General features: G+C 58.9%; 15 protein-coding genes. 14 read left to right on the forward strand and 1 reads right to left on the reverse strand.

Annotation, left to right across the window (positions count from 1 at the left end):
- The first annotated feature begins 32 nt into the window (after positions 1-32).
- The 14 genes from murC (at position 33) to ACTNBB_RS01050 (ending at position 13,070) form a co-directional block, all read left to right on the forward strand.
- Positions 33-1,451, forward strand: a complete 1,419-nt coding sequence (gene murC / locus ACTNBB_RS00985) for a UDP-N-acetylmuramate--L-alanine ligase (RefSeq protein WP_154515246.1) — start codon at positions 33-35, stop codon at positions 1,449-1,451.
- 5 nt (positions 1,452-1,456) lie between these two features.
- Positions 1,457-2,368: a UDP-N-acetylmuramate dehydrogenase gene (gene murB, locus ACTNBB_RS00990; protein WP_154515248.1), complete on the forward strand. Its 912-nt coding sequence runs from the start codon at positions 1,457-1,459 to the stop codon at positions 2,366-2,368.
- 73 nt (positions 2,369-2,441) lie between these two features.
- Positions 2,442-3,590 carry an FtsQ-type POTRA domain-containing protein gene (locus tag ACTNBB_RS00995; RefSeq protein WP_441056183.1) on the forward strand — a complete coding sequence of 383 codons (1,149 nt, stop codon included), beginning with the start codon at positions 2,442-2,444 and terminating at the stop codon, positions 3,588-3,590.
- A 200-nt stretch (positions 3,591-3,790) separates the two neighbouring features.
- The gene (ftsZ, locus tag ACTNBB_RS01000; RefSeq protein WP_427719199.1) at positions 3,791-4,942 is read left to right on the forward strand and encodes a cell division protein FtsZ; all 1,152 of its coding nucleotides are present in this window, start codon (positions 3,791-3,793) and stop codon (positions 4,940-4,942) included.
- Between the two features lie 210 nt (positions 4,943-5,152).
- On the forward strand, positions 5,153-5,953 hold the full coding sequence (locus tag ACTNBB_RS01005) for a polyphenol oxidase family protein (protein ID WP_154515254.1): 801 nt from the start codon (positions 5,153-5,155) through the stop codon (positions 5,951-5,953).
- Positions 5,950-6,786, forward strand: a complete 837-nt coding sequence (locus ACTNBB_RS01010; protein WP_441056182.1) for a phosphate ABC transporter substrate-binding protein — start codon at positions 5,950-5,952, stop codon at positions 6,784-6,786. Before ACTNBB_RS01005 ends, ACTNBB_RS01010 begins: the two co-directional genes overlap by 4 nt.
- Position 6,787: 1 nt before the next feature.
- The gene (gene pstC, locus ACTNBB_RS01015) at positions 6,788-7,714 is read left to right on the forward strand and encodes a phosphate ABC transporter permease subunit PstC (RefSeq protein WP_427719203.1); all 927 of its coding nucleotides are present in this window, start codon (positions 6,788-6,790) and stop codon (positions 7,712-7,714) included.
- Between the two features lie 3 nt (positions 7,715-7,717).
- The gene (pstA, locus tag ACTNBB_RS01020; protein WP_427727613.1) at positions 7,718-8,623 is read left to right on the forward strand and encodes a phosphate ABC transporter permease PstA; all 906 of its coding nucleotides are present in this window, start codon (positions 7,718-7,720) and stop codon (positions 8,621-8,623) included.
- A 12-nt stretch (positions 8,624-8,635) separates the two neighbouring features.
- Complete coding sequence (gene pstB, locus ACTNBB_RS01025; protein WP_089571588.1) at positions 8,636-9,439, forward strand: phosphate ABC transporter ATP-binding protein PstB; 804 nt, start codon at positions 8,636-8,638, stop codon at positions 9,437-9,439.
- A 92-nt stretch (positions 9,440-9,531) separates the two neighbouring features.
- Entirely contained in the window at positions 9,532-10,389 is an 858-nt protein-coding gene (locus tag ACTNBB_RS01030; protein ID WP_427719211.1) for a phosphate signaling complex PhoU family protein, read from the forward strand.
- 120 nt (positions 10,390-10,509) lie between these two features.
- Complete coding sequence (locus ACTNBB_RS01035) at positions 10,510-11,247, forward strand: YggS family pyridoxal phosphate-dependent enzyme (RefSeq protein WP_441056181.1); 738 nt, start codon at positions 10,510-10,512, stop codon at positions 11,245-11,247.
- A 60-nt stretch (positions 11,248-11,307) separates the two neighbouring features.
- Complete coding sequence (gene sepF / locus ACTNBB_RS01040; RefSeq protein ID WP_154515266.1) at positions 11,308-12,036, forward strand: cell division protein SepF; 729 nt, start codon at positions 11,308-11,310, stop codon at positions 12,034-12,036.
- A 57-nt stretch (positions 12,037-12,093) separates the two neighbouring features.
- A complete protein-coding gene (locus ACTNBB_RS01045; protein ID WP_427719264.1) occupies positions 12,094-12,339 on the forward strand; it encodes a YggT family protein in 246 nt (81 codons plus the stop codon).
- 62 nt (positions 12,340-12,401) lie between these two features.
- Positions 12,402-13,070: a DivIVA domain-containing protein gene (locus tag ACTNBB_RS01050; protein WP_154515270.1), complete on the forward strand. Its 669-nt coding sequence runs from the start codon at positions 12,402-12,404 to the stop codon at positions 13,068-13,070.
- Positions 13,071-13,236: 166 nt separating this feature from the next.
- Here the strand turns inward: ACTNBB_RS01050 and ACTNBB_RS01055 are convergent, their stop codons facing one another.
- On the reverse strand, positions 13,237-13,767 hold the full coding sequence (locus ACTNBB_RS01055; protein ID WP_441056180.1) for a nitroreductase family protein: 531 nt from the start codon (positions 13,765-13,767) through the stop codon (positions 13,237-13,239).
- Between the last annotated feature and the right edge of the window lie 319 nt (positions 13,768-14,086).

Consider the following 14,086-nt stretch of genomic DNA (forward strand, 5'->3'; position numbering starts at 1 on the left):
AGGCAGTGTTTACGCAAGGAGTACACGAGCACATGGCTGATTCCCAGACTGCAACCTCCGCGCCCGAGTTCAAGAGCGCCCACTTTATCGGTATCGGTGGCGCCGGCATGAGCGGCATCGCTCTCGTTTTGCACGAGCGTGGCTATGCCGTTACCGGTTCCGACCTTAAGACTTCGCGCTACATTCGTCAGCTTACCCGTGCTGGCGTGAAGGTTCATGTGGGCCACGAGGCCGCCACGATCGATGAGGTCAAGCCCGACGTGGTCGTGGTCTCTACCGCTATTCCCGAGTCCAACCCCGAGCTTGTGCGTGCTCGCGAGCTCGGTATTCCTGTGTGGCCCCGCGCCAAGATGCTCTCGGCTCTGGGCCACGGCTACACCACCATCGCTGTTGCCGGCACGCACGGCAAGACCACGACGTCCTCGATGTGTGCCACCATGCTCGACCGCATGGGTCTGGATCCCAGCTTTTTGATCGGCGGTATCGTCGAGGGTTACGATACCAACGGAAAGAACGGCTCGGGTGACTACTTTGTCGCCGAGGCCGATGAGTCCGACAGCTCGTTCCTGTTCCTGAACCCCAACGTGGTCATCGTGACCAACGTCGAGGCCGACCATCTCGACCACTACTCGGGCATCGAGGAGATCGAGGCCACCTTTGCCAAGTTTATGGGCCTGGTTGGAGAGAGCGGTACCGTCATCGTTTGCGGTGAGGACCCGCATCTGGTCGAACTCGCCAAGTCGACGGGTCGCCACGTGCTTTCCTATGGCTTTGCCGAAACCAACGACGTCGTCTGCGTGCATCCGGATGTCAAGGGCATTCAGAGCGACTTTATCGTTCGCTTTGAGGATGGGACCGAGCATGCTGTCGAGATCAAGAGCAACCCCGGTCGCCACAACATGCTCAACGCCACGGCAGTGCTAACCGTTGCCCATGTCCTGGGTCTCGACGTCGACGCCGCAGCCGAGGCGCTTTCGAGCTTTGAGGGCGTCCGCCGCCGCTTTACCCATGTGGGCGATATTGACGGCATCACCGTGGTCGATGACTACGGCCATCACCCCACCGAGATCAAGGCGACGCTTGCCGCCGCCTCGTCGCTGGGCTACAAGCATGTTGACGTCGTGTTCCAGCCGCACCGCTATTCGCGTTTGCAGGCGCTGTGCGATGACTTTGCCGATGCCTTCGCCAATGCCGATAAGCTGCTGCTCATCGATGTGTTCTCTGCCGGCGAGATGCCGATTCCGGGCGTTACCTCCAAGATGCTCGCTGATACCGTGCGCGCCAAGCACCCTGGCAAGGAGGTCGTGTACTGCTCCAGCCGTCTCGAGCTCAATCGTGAGCTCGAGAAGATGGTAGGTGAGGGCGATCTGCTGCTTACTATGGGCGCCGGCGACGTTACGACCGTTGGCCCCGAGTTCATCGAGTATCTGACTGCCAAGAAAGACGCTTAGCCCCTATGGGTCTGTTTAACGCCGTTATGGCGCTTTCGGGCATGATTGACACGGATGTAGTCGAGGATGAACGCCTTGCGCGTCATACGAGTTATCGTATCGGCGGCAAGGCCGACCTCTTCGTGACGTGCCATAGCTATCATGCCCTTCGTCGTGCCGTGGCAGTGCTCGACCGTGAGCAGGTGCCGTGGGTCATTATCGGCAAGGGATCTAATCTGCTCGTTGCCGATGCGGGCTATCGCGGCGCCGTCATTTCGCTGGGGCGTGAGTTTCAGCGCACCGTTGTTGCCGAGGACGGTTGCACGCTGACCGTTGGCGCGGGCGTTATGTTCGCACGTTTGGTCAACGATGCCCTGTCGCGCGGGCTTTCGGGCCTTGAGTTTGCGGTTGGCATCCCCGGCTCGGTCGGCGGCGCCGTATCTATGAACGCCGGTACGCGTACCGAGTGGATAGGTTCGCTTGTCGAGGATGTGGTCACGTTTGACCCGGCATCCGGCATTAAGCATTATGCGGGGTCCGAGATTGCCTGGGGCTACCGTGAGTGCAGCCTGCCGCGTAACGAGATTATTCTCGAGTGCGTGCTTAAGCTCAAGCCTGCGCCTAAGGCCGACATTCGCGAGCGTATGGAGCGGTACCTGACGAGGCGCAAACGCACGCAGCCCATGGGTCGCGCTTCTTGCGGGTCGGTCTTTCGCAATCCACCCGACGCGAGCGTTGGCAAGCTGATTGAGGATTGTGGATTAAAGGGTTTTTCGGTTGGCGGTGCGGAAGTTTCGCCCGTACACGCTAATTTTATCGTTAATAACGGTACCGCCTCGGCCGATGACGTGGCCGCGGTTATCAGGCATGTGCACGGAAAGGTGAGGGAGGCGTATGGCATCGAGCTCAGACCGGAAGTCAAATTCCTCGGCTTCTAGAGCATCGAAACCTACCTTCCGCCGCGCCGGAGGGCGTTCCGGCGCACCCGTCCAGCCTCAACGCAAGCCCCCTGTGTCCTCCAAGCCCGCTGGATCCGTACGGTCCACCAAACGTCCGGTCGTCGGCTCGCAACTTGGTGGACGCACTGCCGCAAAAAAGACGGTTCACCCGGCTCCGCGCCCCTCGGTGACGTCTAAGTCGGCGATGGGTGCCAAGCCCTCTCGCCCCATAGTGACGCCCAAGCCCTCGCTGGGGGCTAAAGCGACGCATCCCGGTCGTACGTTGGGCGCTGCCAAGCCGCGCTCGTTGACGTCGGTGCCCGCCACTAAGGCACCTGCGACCAATAAGGGTATCAATCCGCTGTCGTCGCTTGGCGCCATGGCGAGTAAGACGTCCGAGGCCGCCTCTGCCGTTAAGGGCAAGGGCAAAATCGTGGGCGGTATCTTGGCGGCTGTGGCCGTGCTTGCCGTCGTTGCCATCGTCGTTATCAATTCCGGCCTGTTTGCCGCTACCGATATTCAGATCGAGGGCAGCGAGCATGTGACCAAGCACGATGCCATGCAGCTGATCAGTCTGCCCGAGAACACATCGCTCTTCAACGTAAATCCCGACCAGATTACCGAAGATCTCAAGCAGAACCCGTGGGTTTCGGGCGTGGACGTTCAACGGCAGTTTCCCCACACGCTCGTCATTACGCCGACGGAGCGCAAGGTCACCGCGATCGCTTATATAAGTTCCGACGATCTTGCCTGGGCCATCGGCGACGATGACACCTGGATCGCACCGCTTTCGACCTCTGTGGAGGTGGACGACCAGGGAAATGTCGTCACTTCGGGTGAGGGCGCCAACACGTTGAGCGGTATCGATGCTGCGTTGGCGCTGGCCAAGCACTACGGGGCCGTGCTGCTTACCGATGTCTCGGCTGATGTCGAGCCGGTCTCGGGGCGGGCTGTTTCTTCCAAGGCCGTTAAAGCGGGCCTGGATTACGTGCGTGGTTTTTCCGGCGAATTCTTGGCGCAGATCAAGGATATTTCTATACCTTCGGTCGAGGCCATCTCGGCGAATCTTGATAATGGCGTTGAGGTCTCGCTGGGCGATTCTGATGATATCGCCAAGAAGGAACGCGTCGTGACCAAGCTTCTGTCGCAGGTAGAGGGCGTAACCTACATTAACGTTCGGTCTCCCGGTAACTATACGTTTAGAAACGCACCGACCGCTTAGCGTCGGTGCGTGGCTTTGTTGAGGGGCCATACCACGCCGTTTATCTGGTTTGTTTGGTTTTCACGGTCAATTATTTGACTGATACGTTCATAATGTGCAAACATAATACGGTTTACCTTTGCATTTACTTTCAACCTGAAGGTTAATGTGCGCAGGGGTCAACCCATGCTATGGCTATAACCTTTGTTCGGAGGACCGACATGCACGAGACAGAGATCAACAACTACCTTGCCGTCATTAAGGTGGTCGGCGTCGGCGGCGGCGGTACCAACGCGGTCAATCGAATGATCGAAGAGGGCATTCGTGGCGTCGAGTTTGTTGCCATCAACACCGATGCTCAGGCGCTTGCGATCTCTGATGCCGATATCAAGGTCCATATCGGTACCGACCTTACCCGCGGCCTGGGCGCTGGCGCCAACCCCGAGGTTGGTCGCAAGGCTGCCGATGAGTCCCGCGATGACATCGCCGAGGCACTCGCTGGCGCCGACATGGTGTTCATCACCTGCGGTGAGGGCGGTGGCACCGGCACCGGCGCCGCTCCCATCGTTGCCGATATCGCGATGAACGAGGTCGGTGCGCTGACCGTCGCCGTCGTGACCAAGCCCTTCACCTTCGAGGGCCGCAAGCGTAAGAAGAGCGCCGAAGAGGGCATTAAGACCCTTTCCGATTGCGTCGACACCATGATCGTTATCCCTAACGACAAGCTGCTCGACATCGCCGAGAAGAAGACCACCATGCTCGAGGCCTTCGCGATTGCCGATGGCGTCCTTTCCCAGGGTACCCAGGGCATCACCGACCTCATCACCGTCCCGGGCATCATCAACCTGGACTTCGCTGATGTTAAGACCATCATGAAGCAGGCCGGCACCGCCATGATGGGTATCGGTACTTCTTCTGGGGACACCCGTGCCGTCGACGCCGCCCAGCAGGCTATTTCCAGCCCGCTGCTCGAGAGCTCTATCGATGGTGCTACGCGCGTCCTGCTCTCCATCGCCGGCTCCAAGGATCTGGGCATCCAGGAGATCAGCGACGCTGCCGACGTTGTCGCCAACGCCGTCGATCCCGAGGCCAACATCATCTTCGGTACCGTTGTCGACGAGTCCCTGGGCGATCAGGTGCGCATCACTGTTATCGCTACGGGCTTCTCCGACTCTAATGTCAACCGTCAGGACGAGCTCTTCGCTGCCCAGCAGTCCCAGAGCAAGGCTTCCGTTGTCGAGCCTCAGCGTACCGCTCCCGCTGCAAGCTCGGCTCAGTCTGCCCCGACCCGCAATGTCGGCGGTACGGAGCTTCCCAATTTTGGTAACGACCAGTTTGAGCTTCCCGACTTCCTTAAGCGTGGTAGCTTCTAGTTCGTTTTTCTCAACGACCTGCACGGGGTGTATCTATTTGGATGCACCCCGTTTTGTTTCTCGTTTGTAAACGAAAGTCTCCAATCTCTTTACGTTCCCCTTACGTTTGGTCCCTACCGCTGCGGGTATCCTTTTGTAGAAGTATGGCAGCCGTATGGCACGGACTGCTGCGGCTTGGCCGCGATACTCGTGTTATTAGGAGGCTTTAGTATGGCAGCACGTGCGGACAACGTTTCGCGTGTCGACCATGATGGAGTTACGTTGGTAGAGGGCGCGACGCACGATGTCCGCTTTGCCTTCACCGAACGCACTGGCGGTGTTTCCGAAGATGCGTACTCCTCACTCAATCTGGGCTCGCATGTTGGCGATGACCCCTTTGCCGTTCAAGAAAATCGTCGCCGCGTACTCGAGGCCATGGGTATTGCCGAGTGCGAGCACAACCTGCTTGTCCCCAATCAGGTACACGGTGACAATGTCGTGACGGTGACCTCGAACGGCGCCGATGATCTCGAGAACATTCGCGAGCAGATTGCCGAGGGCTGCGATGCCCTCGTCTGCACGGCGCATGAGGTGCCCGTGATGCTTTGCTTTGCCGATTGTGTTCCCGTTGTGCTGGTGGCTCCCGGCGGCTTTGCCGTGGTGCATTCTGGCTGGAAGGGCACGATTGCGCGCATTTCCGCCAAGGCGTGCCAAGCGCTCTGCGAGGCGGCTGGCTGCAAGCCAGACGACATCTCTGCCTATATTGGGCCCCATATCCTGGGTGACGAGTACGAGGTGTCCCAAGAACTTATGGACCGCTTTGCCTCCGAGTTCGCGTGCATCGATGCTGCCGCTTCTCGTATGCTCGATCTTTCCGCCGCCATTCGCGAGGCGCTGATGGACGCCGGCGTCGAAGCGAACGGCATTGTGGACACCAAGCTCTCCACCGTTCGTCAGAACGACCGCTTTTATTCCTACCGCAACGAGGGCGGCACCTGTGGGCGCCATGCTGCGATCGGCGTGATGCTATGAGAAAGATCGCATCGGTCCTAAGCGCGGCAGTGCTCACGCTTACGCTGTGTGCCTGCTCCTCGGGATCTTCCACGTCTTCTATCACCGTGGCCGGCTCGACCACTTGCCTTCCCATTGCCGAGATTGCGGCCGAGGGCTTTAAGGAGGAGACCGGCACCGACGTGCTCGTCTCTGGCCTTGGCTCTTCTGCCGGTATCGAGGCCGTCAGCAACGGCACGGCTGACATCGCCAGCTCGTCTCGTGGCCTCAATGCCGACGAGCGGGATCTGGGCCTGACCCCGATTGTAATCGCGCACGACGGCATCGCAGTCATCGTGAACGACGATAATCCGGTCGACAACCTCTCGACCGAGCAGCTTCGCGACATATACGCCGGTAAGATTACCAACTGGAAGGAAGTCGGCGGAGAGGACCTGAAGATTCAGGTTATTAACCGCGATGAGGCGTCCGGTACGCGCGAGGCCTTCCGTACCATCGTGATGGACGGCACGCCGTTCGATCGTCGCTCTGCCGTTCTTTCGGGCACGGGCCAGGTACGCGATGTCGTGTCCCGTTCGCGTGGTGCCATTGGCTACATCTCGCTGGGTTTTGTCGAGAGCCTCAACGCTAAGACTTCGGTTAAGGCTGTTTCGGTCAACCATGTCGAGGCATCCGAGAAGACGGTCGCAAGTGGCGGCTACCCCATCTCGCGCGACCTTTACTTCTTTGTGAAGGGTACGCCTTCGCAGCGTGCACAGGACTACATTGACTATGTGACGTCGGAGAAGATGGACAAGCAGATTCGCGAGGCGGGCTTTATTCCCGTCACCAACGACGGAAAGGGGAGTGAGTAGCATGGAAGCGCAGGAAACCCCCCAGATTGAGCGAGAGGCTCAGGCGCCCAAAAAACGTGAGTTGGCGTTGGTGTCGCGCAGCACCTATCTCAAAGAGAAGGCGCTGCAGTGGATCTTCTTTGCTTGCGCGTTCTTGGCGGTCGTCACCGTCATCCTGATTTTTGTCTTTACCACGTACTCGGCGTTGCCCGTCTTTACCGACATCGGTCTGGCGGACTTCTTTAGCTTTACGTGGGCGCCCTCCGAGGGCCATTACGGCATCATGTCGCTGCTGGCGGGCTCTGGTCTGGTGACGGTCGGTGCTCTCGCCATGGGTGTGCCCCTGGGTGTGGGCACGGCCGTGTATCTGGTCGAGATCGCCGGCAAGCGCGTGCGCAGTCTCATCAGCCCCGCCGTCGACCTGCTGGCGGGTATCCCCTCCATCATCTACGGTTTCTTTGGCATGGTCATCATCCGTCCGTTTATCGCGCAGCTGACCGGCGGTCTTGGCTTTGGTGCGCTGACGGCGTGGTTCGTGCTCGCCATCATGATCGTTCCCACCATCACCACGCTCACCATCGATGCCCTCAATTCCATTCCCATGGGCATTCGCGAGGCATCCTATGCCATGGGTGCCACCAAGTGGCAGACCATCTACAAGGTCGTGCTGCCTGCAGCCAAGCTGGGCATCGTCGATGCGATTGTCTTGGGCATGGGTCGTGCCATCGGTGAGACCATGGCCGTGCTCATGGTCGTTGGCAACGCTCCGGTCATCCCGGACAGCATCTCGAGCCCCATCTCGACGCTCACGAGCCAGATCGCGCTCGACATGAGCTACTCCTCGGGCCTGCACCGCTCGGCTCTGTTTGGCATGGGCGTGGTCCTGTTTATCATTTCCGCCGCATTGGTGGGCATCGTCCGTCTGATTTCCAAGAAGAAGAGGGGGTAGGCTATGTCCGATTCCGTTGACACGACGGTCGATACGACCTCGTCGCGCGAACGCATCAAGCGTGCCCTTTCCCATGGTAAGAAGGGCCGCATCAACAAGGATCTGTCCAACAAGATTATGCTCGGCGTGTTTCGTGCCGCGGCCTATATCACCACGCTGGTCCTGGTCGCCATCATCGCCTATGTAGTTATCAACGGTCTGCCGCACATCTCGCTCGACTTTATCTTTGGCTGGCCGCAGGGAGTAAACGCCGAGGGCGGCATTTGGCCCACTATCGTCTCGACCGTCTACGTGACGGCGCTCGCCATGCTCATCTGCACGCCAGTTGCCGTCTTGGCTGCGGTCTATCTGGCTGAATATGCCAAGCAGGGCAAGGTTGTCGACATCATTCGCTATGCTGCCGATGCCCTGGCCTCGGTGCCCTCCATTGTTATGGGCCTTTTTGGCTACGCCTTGTTTGTCGAGGCCATGGGCCTGGGTCTTTCGATGGTTTCGGCCGCCCTGGCGCTCGCACTTCTGATGCTGCCCATTGTCATGCGTACCACCGAGGAGGCAATCCGCGCCGTTCCGCGCTATATCCGTTGGGGCGCATATGGCCTGGGTGCCACCAAGTGGCAGGTCGTCTCCAAGATCGTGCTTCCTTCGGCTTTTGGCCGCATCGCCACCGGCATCGTACTTGCCATCGGCCGCGCCATCGGCGAGACCGCCGTGGTGCTCTACACCATGGGCCAGGCCATCAACCTGCCTATTTCGCCGCTCGATTCCGGCCGTCCCATGACCGTTCACCTTTATCTGCTTGCCAATGACGGCATCAACATGAACGCAGCCTACGGCACCGCGCTTTTGCTGATGGCGATTATTCTGGCCTTCAACCTGTTTGCGCGTTATCTGTCGCGCAAACGCCGCTAGTTAAGGAGTCCCATGTCCGTCTATCAGTCCGCTCCCACGCTGGAGCAAGCGGCCATCACGGCCAAGGATTTCAACTTTTGGTACGGTGACTTTCATGCGCTGACGGGGCTCGACCTCAACATCGCCAAAAACGCCATTACCTCGTTTATCGGCCCTTCGGGCTGCGGCAAATCGACGTTTTTGCGCTGTATCAACCGTATGAACGACCTTATCGAGGGCACGCGCGTCGAGGGCACCATGACGCTCGACGGCAACGATATCTATGCCGAGGGCGTCGACCCGGTCGACCTTCGCCGCCGCGTGGGCATGATTTTTCAGCAGCCCAACCCGTTCCCTAAATCCATCTACGAGAATGTTGCTTTTGGCCCTCGTCTGCAGGGCGTGACTAGCAAAAGCGACCTCGATGACATCGTGGAAGAATCGCTCAAGCGCGCCAACCTCTGGAAAGAGGTATCCAATCAGCTCAACAAGGATGGTTTGGCGCTTTCGGGCGGTCAGCAGCAGCGTCTGTGCATCGCGCGTGTGCTCGCGGTGCAGCCCGATGTCCTTCTGATGGACGAGCCCTGCTCCGCCATCGACCCCACGTCCGTCTCCAAGGTCGAGGATCTGATGGCCGAGCTGGCGCCCGAGATGACGATCATCATCGTCACACATTCAATGCAGCAGGCAGCTCGCATTAGCGACTACACCGCCTTCTTCTTGCAGGAGGTTGCCGGCGAGCCCGCCACGCTCATCGAGTATGGTCAAACCGACGCGATCTTCACCAGCCCGGTGGATTCGCGGACGGAAGACTATATCACCGGCCGCTTTGGCTGATCGGTGCGACTAGTCCCAAGCCGATCGGACCTGGTCCGGTGCGTATTCACTGTGCGGGCGGCATGACCGCACCCAACTGATTGGAGTGAACCATGCGCAAACTGTTTTCCCGTCAGCTCGTCGAGGCTCGTCACGAGATGTTGAGCATCTACGAGGCTGTAGACCTGGCTCTTCATGACGCCGTGAAGGCCTATGTGACCGACGACCGCAAGCTCGCCACCAAGACCAAGAAGCGCACGCTTTCGATTGACGCGCGCTGCGCCAACCTGGAGGCCGTGTGCTACAACCTGATCGCTACGCAGTCGCCGGTCGCCTCCGACTTCCGCTTGCTGCAGACGATCATCTACGTCGACTTTAACCTGCAGCGCATGACCGATAAGGTTCGCCAGATCTGCCGCGCCACGCGTCATATGGTCAAGGCCGATATCTCGCTGCCCCAGGAGCTCGTCGGTACGGTTGAGGCCGAGGCCGAAGCCGTATACCAGGTGCTGGGCTCGTCGCTTTCCGCGCTCGTCACCAACGACATGTCCATCATCTGCAACCTGGCCGTCGAGGACGAGCCGGTGCATGCGGCCTATGAGAAGTTCTTCCGTACCTTCAACCGCATGGACGCGGGCGAGTTTATGGACGACGACAGCAACTATGACGATCTGCGCCGCGCCATCATGGTTTCGCGCTACCTCGATCGCATCGCCTCGATTTCCATCGATGCCGCCTGCCGTCTGACCTTCCTTTTGACCGGCCAGCGCATGAACGCGGGCGATATCGCCCGTACGGACGAGGATGAGCTCGAGAGCATGCGCGTGCCTTCGGGCGAGGGCGTCATCATGAGGCCCGCTGTCGATGCGCGCTTTGTTGCCAAGGTGCCCGCTAACGAGGTGAGCGAGGGTCTTCGCTACCTGCTCGAGCACCTCGAGGACGAGGACGATACCGAGGATGACGAGGAGTAGGGTAGCTCCGTTCGTCGAAAGATTGTAAATACCTAAGTGAGCGCGGCCTTGCACATGCAGGGCCGCGCTCTTGCGTTAGCATGGGACTACTTGTATGGCTGTTAGCGGAGGCGATTGGCAATGGATAATTATTTGAACGTGATGCGCGCTCGCCGCGAGCAGATTCTCGAACGCTTTTATGCCGCACTCGATCGCGCGGGCCGTTCTCACGATGCCGCACGTCTGATTGCCGTCTCCAAGACCGTTGGCGTCGATGAGACCGTTGCCGCCATCCAGGCAGGGTATCGTCATTTTGCCGAGAACCGTCCGCAGGAGCTTGTTCGCAAGCTTGCGGGGCTGGCGGAGCATCCGGAGCTGCCCGAGGTGCGCTTCGATATGATCGGTAATCTTCAGACCAACAAGATCAATGCGGTGCTGGGTGCGGCCGAGCTGATTCATTCGGTGGGGTCGCTTCATTTGGCGCAGGCTATCTCGAGCCGTGCCGTCCGCAAGATGAAAGCGGGCGAGCTTTTTGCTCCCCAGCGGGTGCTGATCGAGGTCAATGTAAGCGGGGAGGAGTCCAAGGGCGGCTTTTCGCCCGATGAGGTTCGTGCCGCGGCTGGCGAGCTTGCGGAACTTGAGGGAATTTGTGTGCAGGGGCTTATGACCATGGCACCCCGGGGGAATAAGGATGTGGCGCGCCGCACCTTTGCCGGGCTGCGTGAGTTGAGGGATGAGCTGGAGACGGCACACCCCGATCTGTGTCTGCCTGAGCTTTCTTGCGGCATGAGCGAGGACTTTGAGCCTGCCCTTGAGGAAGGCTCGACGCTTGTTCGCCTGGGCAGGGTAGTATTCAGCCCGGAGTTTGAAGTAAAATAAGAGCCTGAAGTGCGCGCTGATTGTCAGAGCGCCTGCATTAGACCGTGAGAGGACACAACCATGGGTTTCCTTGACGAAATTAAAAATAAAATGCACCTAGGCGGCCAGCAGGGTTATGACCAGGGTTATGGCCAGGATGATGACTACGGTTACGATGACGGCTATGACGACGGCTATCAGAACAACGGCTACAGCGGTGCTTCGGGCGAGGGCTTCTACACGCAAGATGAACCGAGCAATGGACTGCTGGGGCAGACACGCCGCGGAGAGGCTGAGTCAGTTGCTGTGTACACGCGTTCCGGTCAACTGATCGGCGACGACTCCCGTCACGCTACGACGTACAATCCGCCTTCGCGCTCTCAGGATGCCGCTGCAGGCGGTTATCGTCCCGGCGCCTATGACACGCCGTCAAGCTACGCCGAGAACGCTCGGGTCCGCGCGGCCGCTGTGCCCGCTCCTGCTTCAACGCCGAGCGATGCCTCTGCCTATGCGAGCAATATCATCAACGCCACGCCTCAGTTGCCGGCCTACGTTCTTCGTCCGGAGAGTTATGACGACGTGGAGACGGTCGTGCGCCGCGTGCGTACCAAGCAGCCTGTCGCGCTGATCTTTGTGGGCGTTCGCACCGAGGTCGCCAAACGCGTCCTGGACTTTAGCTATGGCTTTGCCTGCGGACTGGGCGCTTCGGTCAAAGAAGTGGGCGATCGCGTGTTTATGGTGCTGCCCGCCGGCTGCGAGGTCAAGGATTCGGATCTTAAGAAGCTTCGCGCCGACGGCTATCTCAAGTAAAGACAAGGTGAGGAGATTCCCATCAACATCTACACCATCGTTCAGCTTGTCAACACGCTGTTTAATTTTTATTCCACGTTGATTGTGGTCTACTGCTTTATGACGTGGATTCCCATGAAGCAGGGTGGTTTGCTACAGGATATCGCGGCGGTGCTCGACGGCGTTTGCGGCCCTTGGCTCAACCTGTTTCGCCGGTTTATGCCGCCGATGGGCGGTATCGATTTTTCACCGGTCGTTGCGATTATTGCGTTGCAGTTGGTGCAGAAGCTCATTCTGCAGCTACTTATAGGTATACTCGTATAGGACTGGCTCAGTAACCTATGTCGGGCGCTTAGCGCCAAGGCGATGATAAAGGAGAACTTGTTATGGCTATTACCCCTGCTGACATCCAGGCTCAGACCTTCTCTGAGGCCAAGCGCGGCTACGATCCCGCCGAGGTCGACGTCTTCCTGGAGACCCTGTCCTCCGAGGTCGACGCTATGCTTGCCAAGATCGTTGATCTTAAGGGTCGCCTGACCGCCACCGAGCAGCAGCTTGCCGATACGCAGGCTCAGCTTGCGCAGGCCCAGGATTCTGCCGCTCAGGCTGCCCCTGTCGCCACTCCCGCTCCTGATTTCTCCGCTCAGGAGCGTCAGATTTCCGCCGCTCTCATTGCGGCTCAGCAGACCGCCGAGGCGATTGTCAACGACGCTAACGAGAATGCTGACCGCATCCGCAACGAGGCCGACGCCAAGGCCCGCGAGGTCATCCGTCAGGCCCTGACCGAGAAGCAGGCCGAGCTCGAGGAGATTGACCGTCTGAAGGCTTCCCGCGAGGAGTTCAAGGCCGAGTATCTCAAGCTCATTCAGCACTTTATGGACGATGCTCAGAATTCCTTCCCGGCCGATCTGCTGGCTTCTACGCCGGTCGGTTCTGCGGCTTCTCCTGCCGTGACCATGCCTGCCGCCGAGCCGCTGCCTGTCGCTGATCCGGTTGTCCCCGTGGCCGACCCCTTCGCCCCGATTGACAACTTTGCCGCGGACGACCTGGACTAGCGCCAAAACTACAATCTAGCTCTTAAAAGGGGCTCGCGCTTGCGAGCTCCTTTTTTGTAGCTGTATACGGGTTGGGAAACAAAACGCCGAGCTCTGCGTGCGATAGGGCAGAACTCGGCGAACGTTTGAGCGGTAAAAGGTAGATTTTAGGGCATGGGCCAAAAAACTACTTGAGGAGGAAATTGGATAGGGGAATGGTGCGGGCCTCGCGATGCTCGGGGTCGGCGATATGGTCGGCGGGATAGCCGCAGACGAGCATGTGGTAGGGATAAACGCCCTCGGGCAGGTTGAACTGCTCGCGGGCTAGCTCGGGCTTAAAATGGCATACCCAGCACGTTCCCAGGCCCTGTTCCTCGGCCTCCATCATCATCTGATCGCAAACAATCGAGGTGTCGATAGCGCTGGAGTTCATCTGGTCATAGGGACGCACCCAAGCATCGTTGGTAACGCTGCAAACGAGGAAGATGAGCGGAGCGCCAAAGATGGACCCATCACGAGCAAACCGAGGCTGACAAGCAGCCGCCTTTTCCAGAAGCTCAGGCGTATCCAACACCATCACACGGGTTGGATGATTATTGCAAGCAGAAGGAGCAATGCGCCCAGCCTCAACAATGGTATCCACTACAGCCTGCTCAACAGAACGATCCTCAAACAAACGACAAGAATACCGAGACCGAGCCAGATCCAAATACCCCATAACCAAACCCTCCAAAGTCAGCAAACAAATCCAAAGTAAAATAAAGGGTACCCAAAGCACCATCCACCCAAACGCTCGGTACAGTTCCAAAGTATTCAATCAGGTATAAAAGGCCGCATCAGCCAAACCCCCATTGAATTCAAATCATCAGCCAAGGTTCCCAATGGCGGTACGCAAGGCGAAGGCCCGACACCTATTTACTTTCGAACGACTCTGCCGTGCAGCCGGAGAGAGAAAGCAAATAGGTGCCGGGCCTTCGCCGGTGGGACGCATACCACTAATTAACCGCTTTCGAACGACTCTGCTACGCAGCCGGAGT

The sequence above is a fragment of the Collinsella sp. HCP28S3_B9 genome (assembly GCF_052066095.1).
Classification (GTDB): Bacteria; Actinomycetota; Coriobacteriia; order Coriobacteriales; family Coriobacteriaceae; genus Collinsella.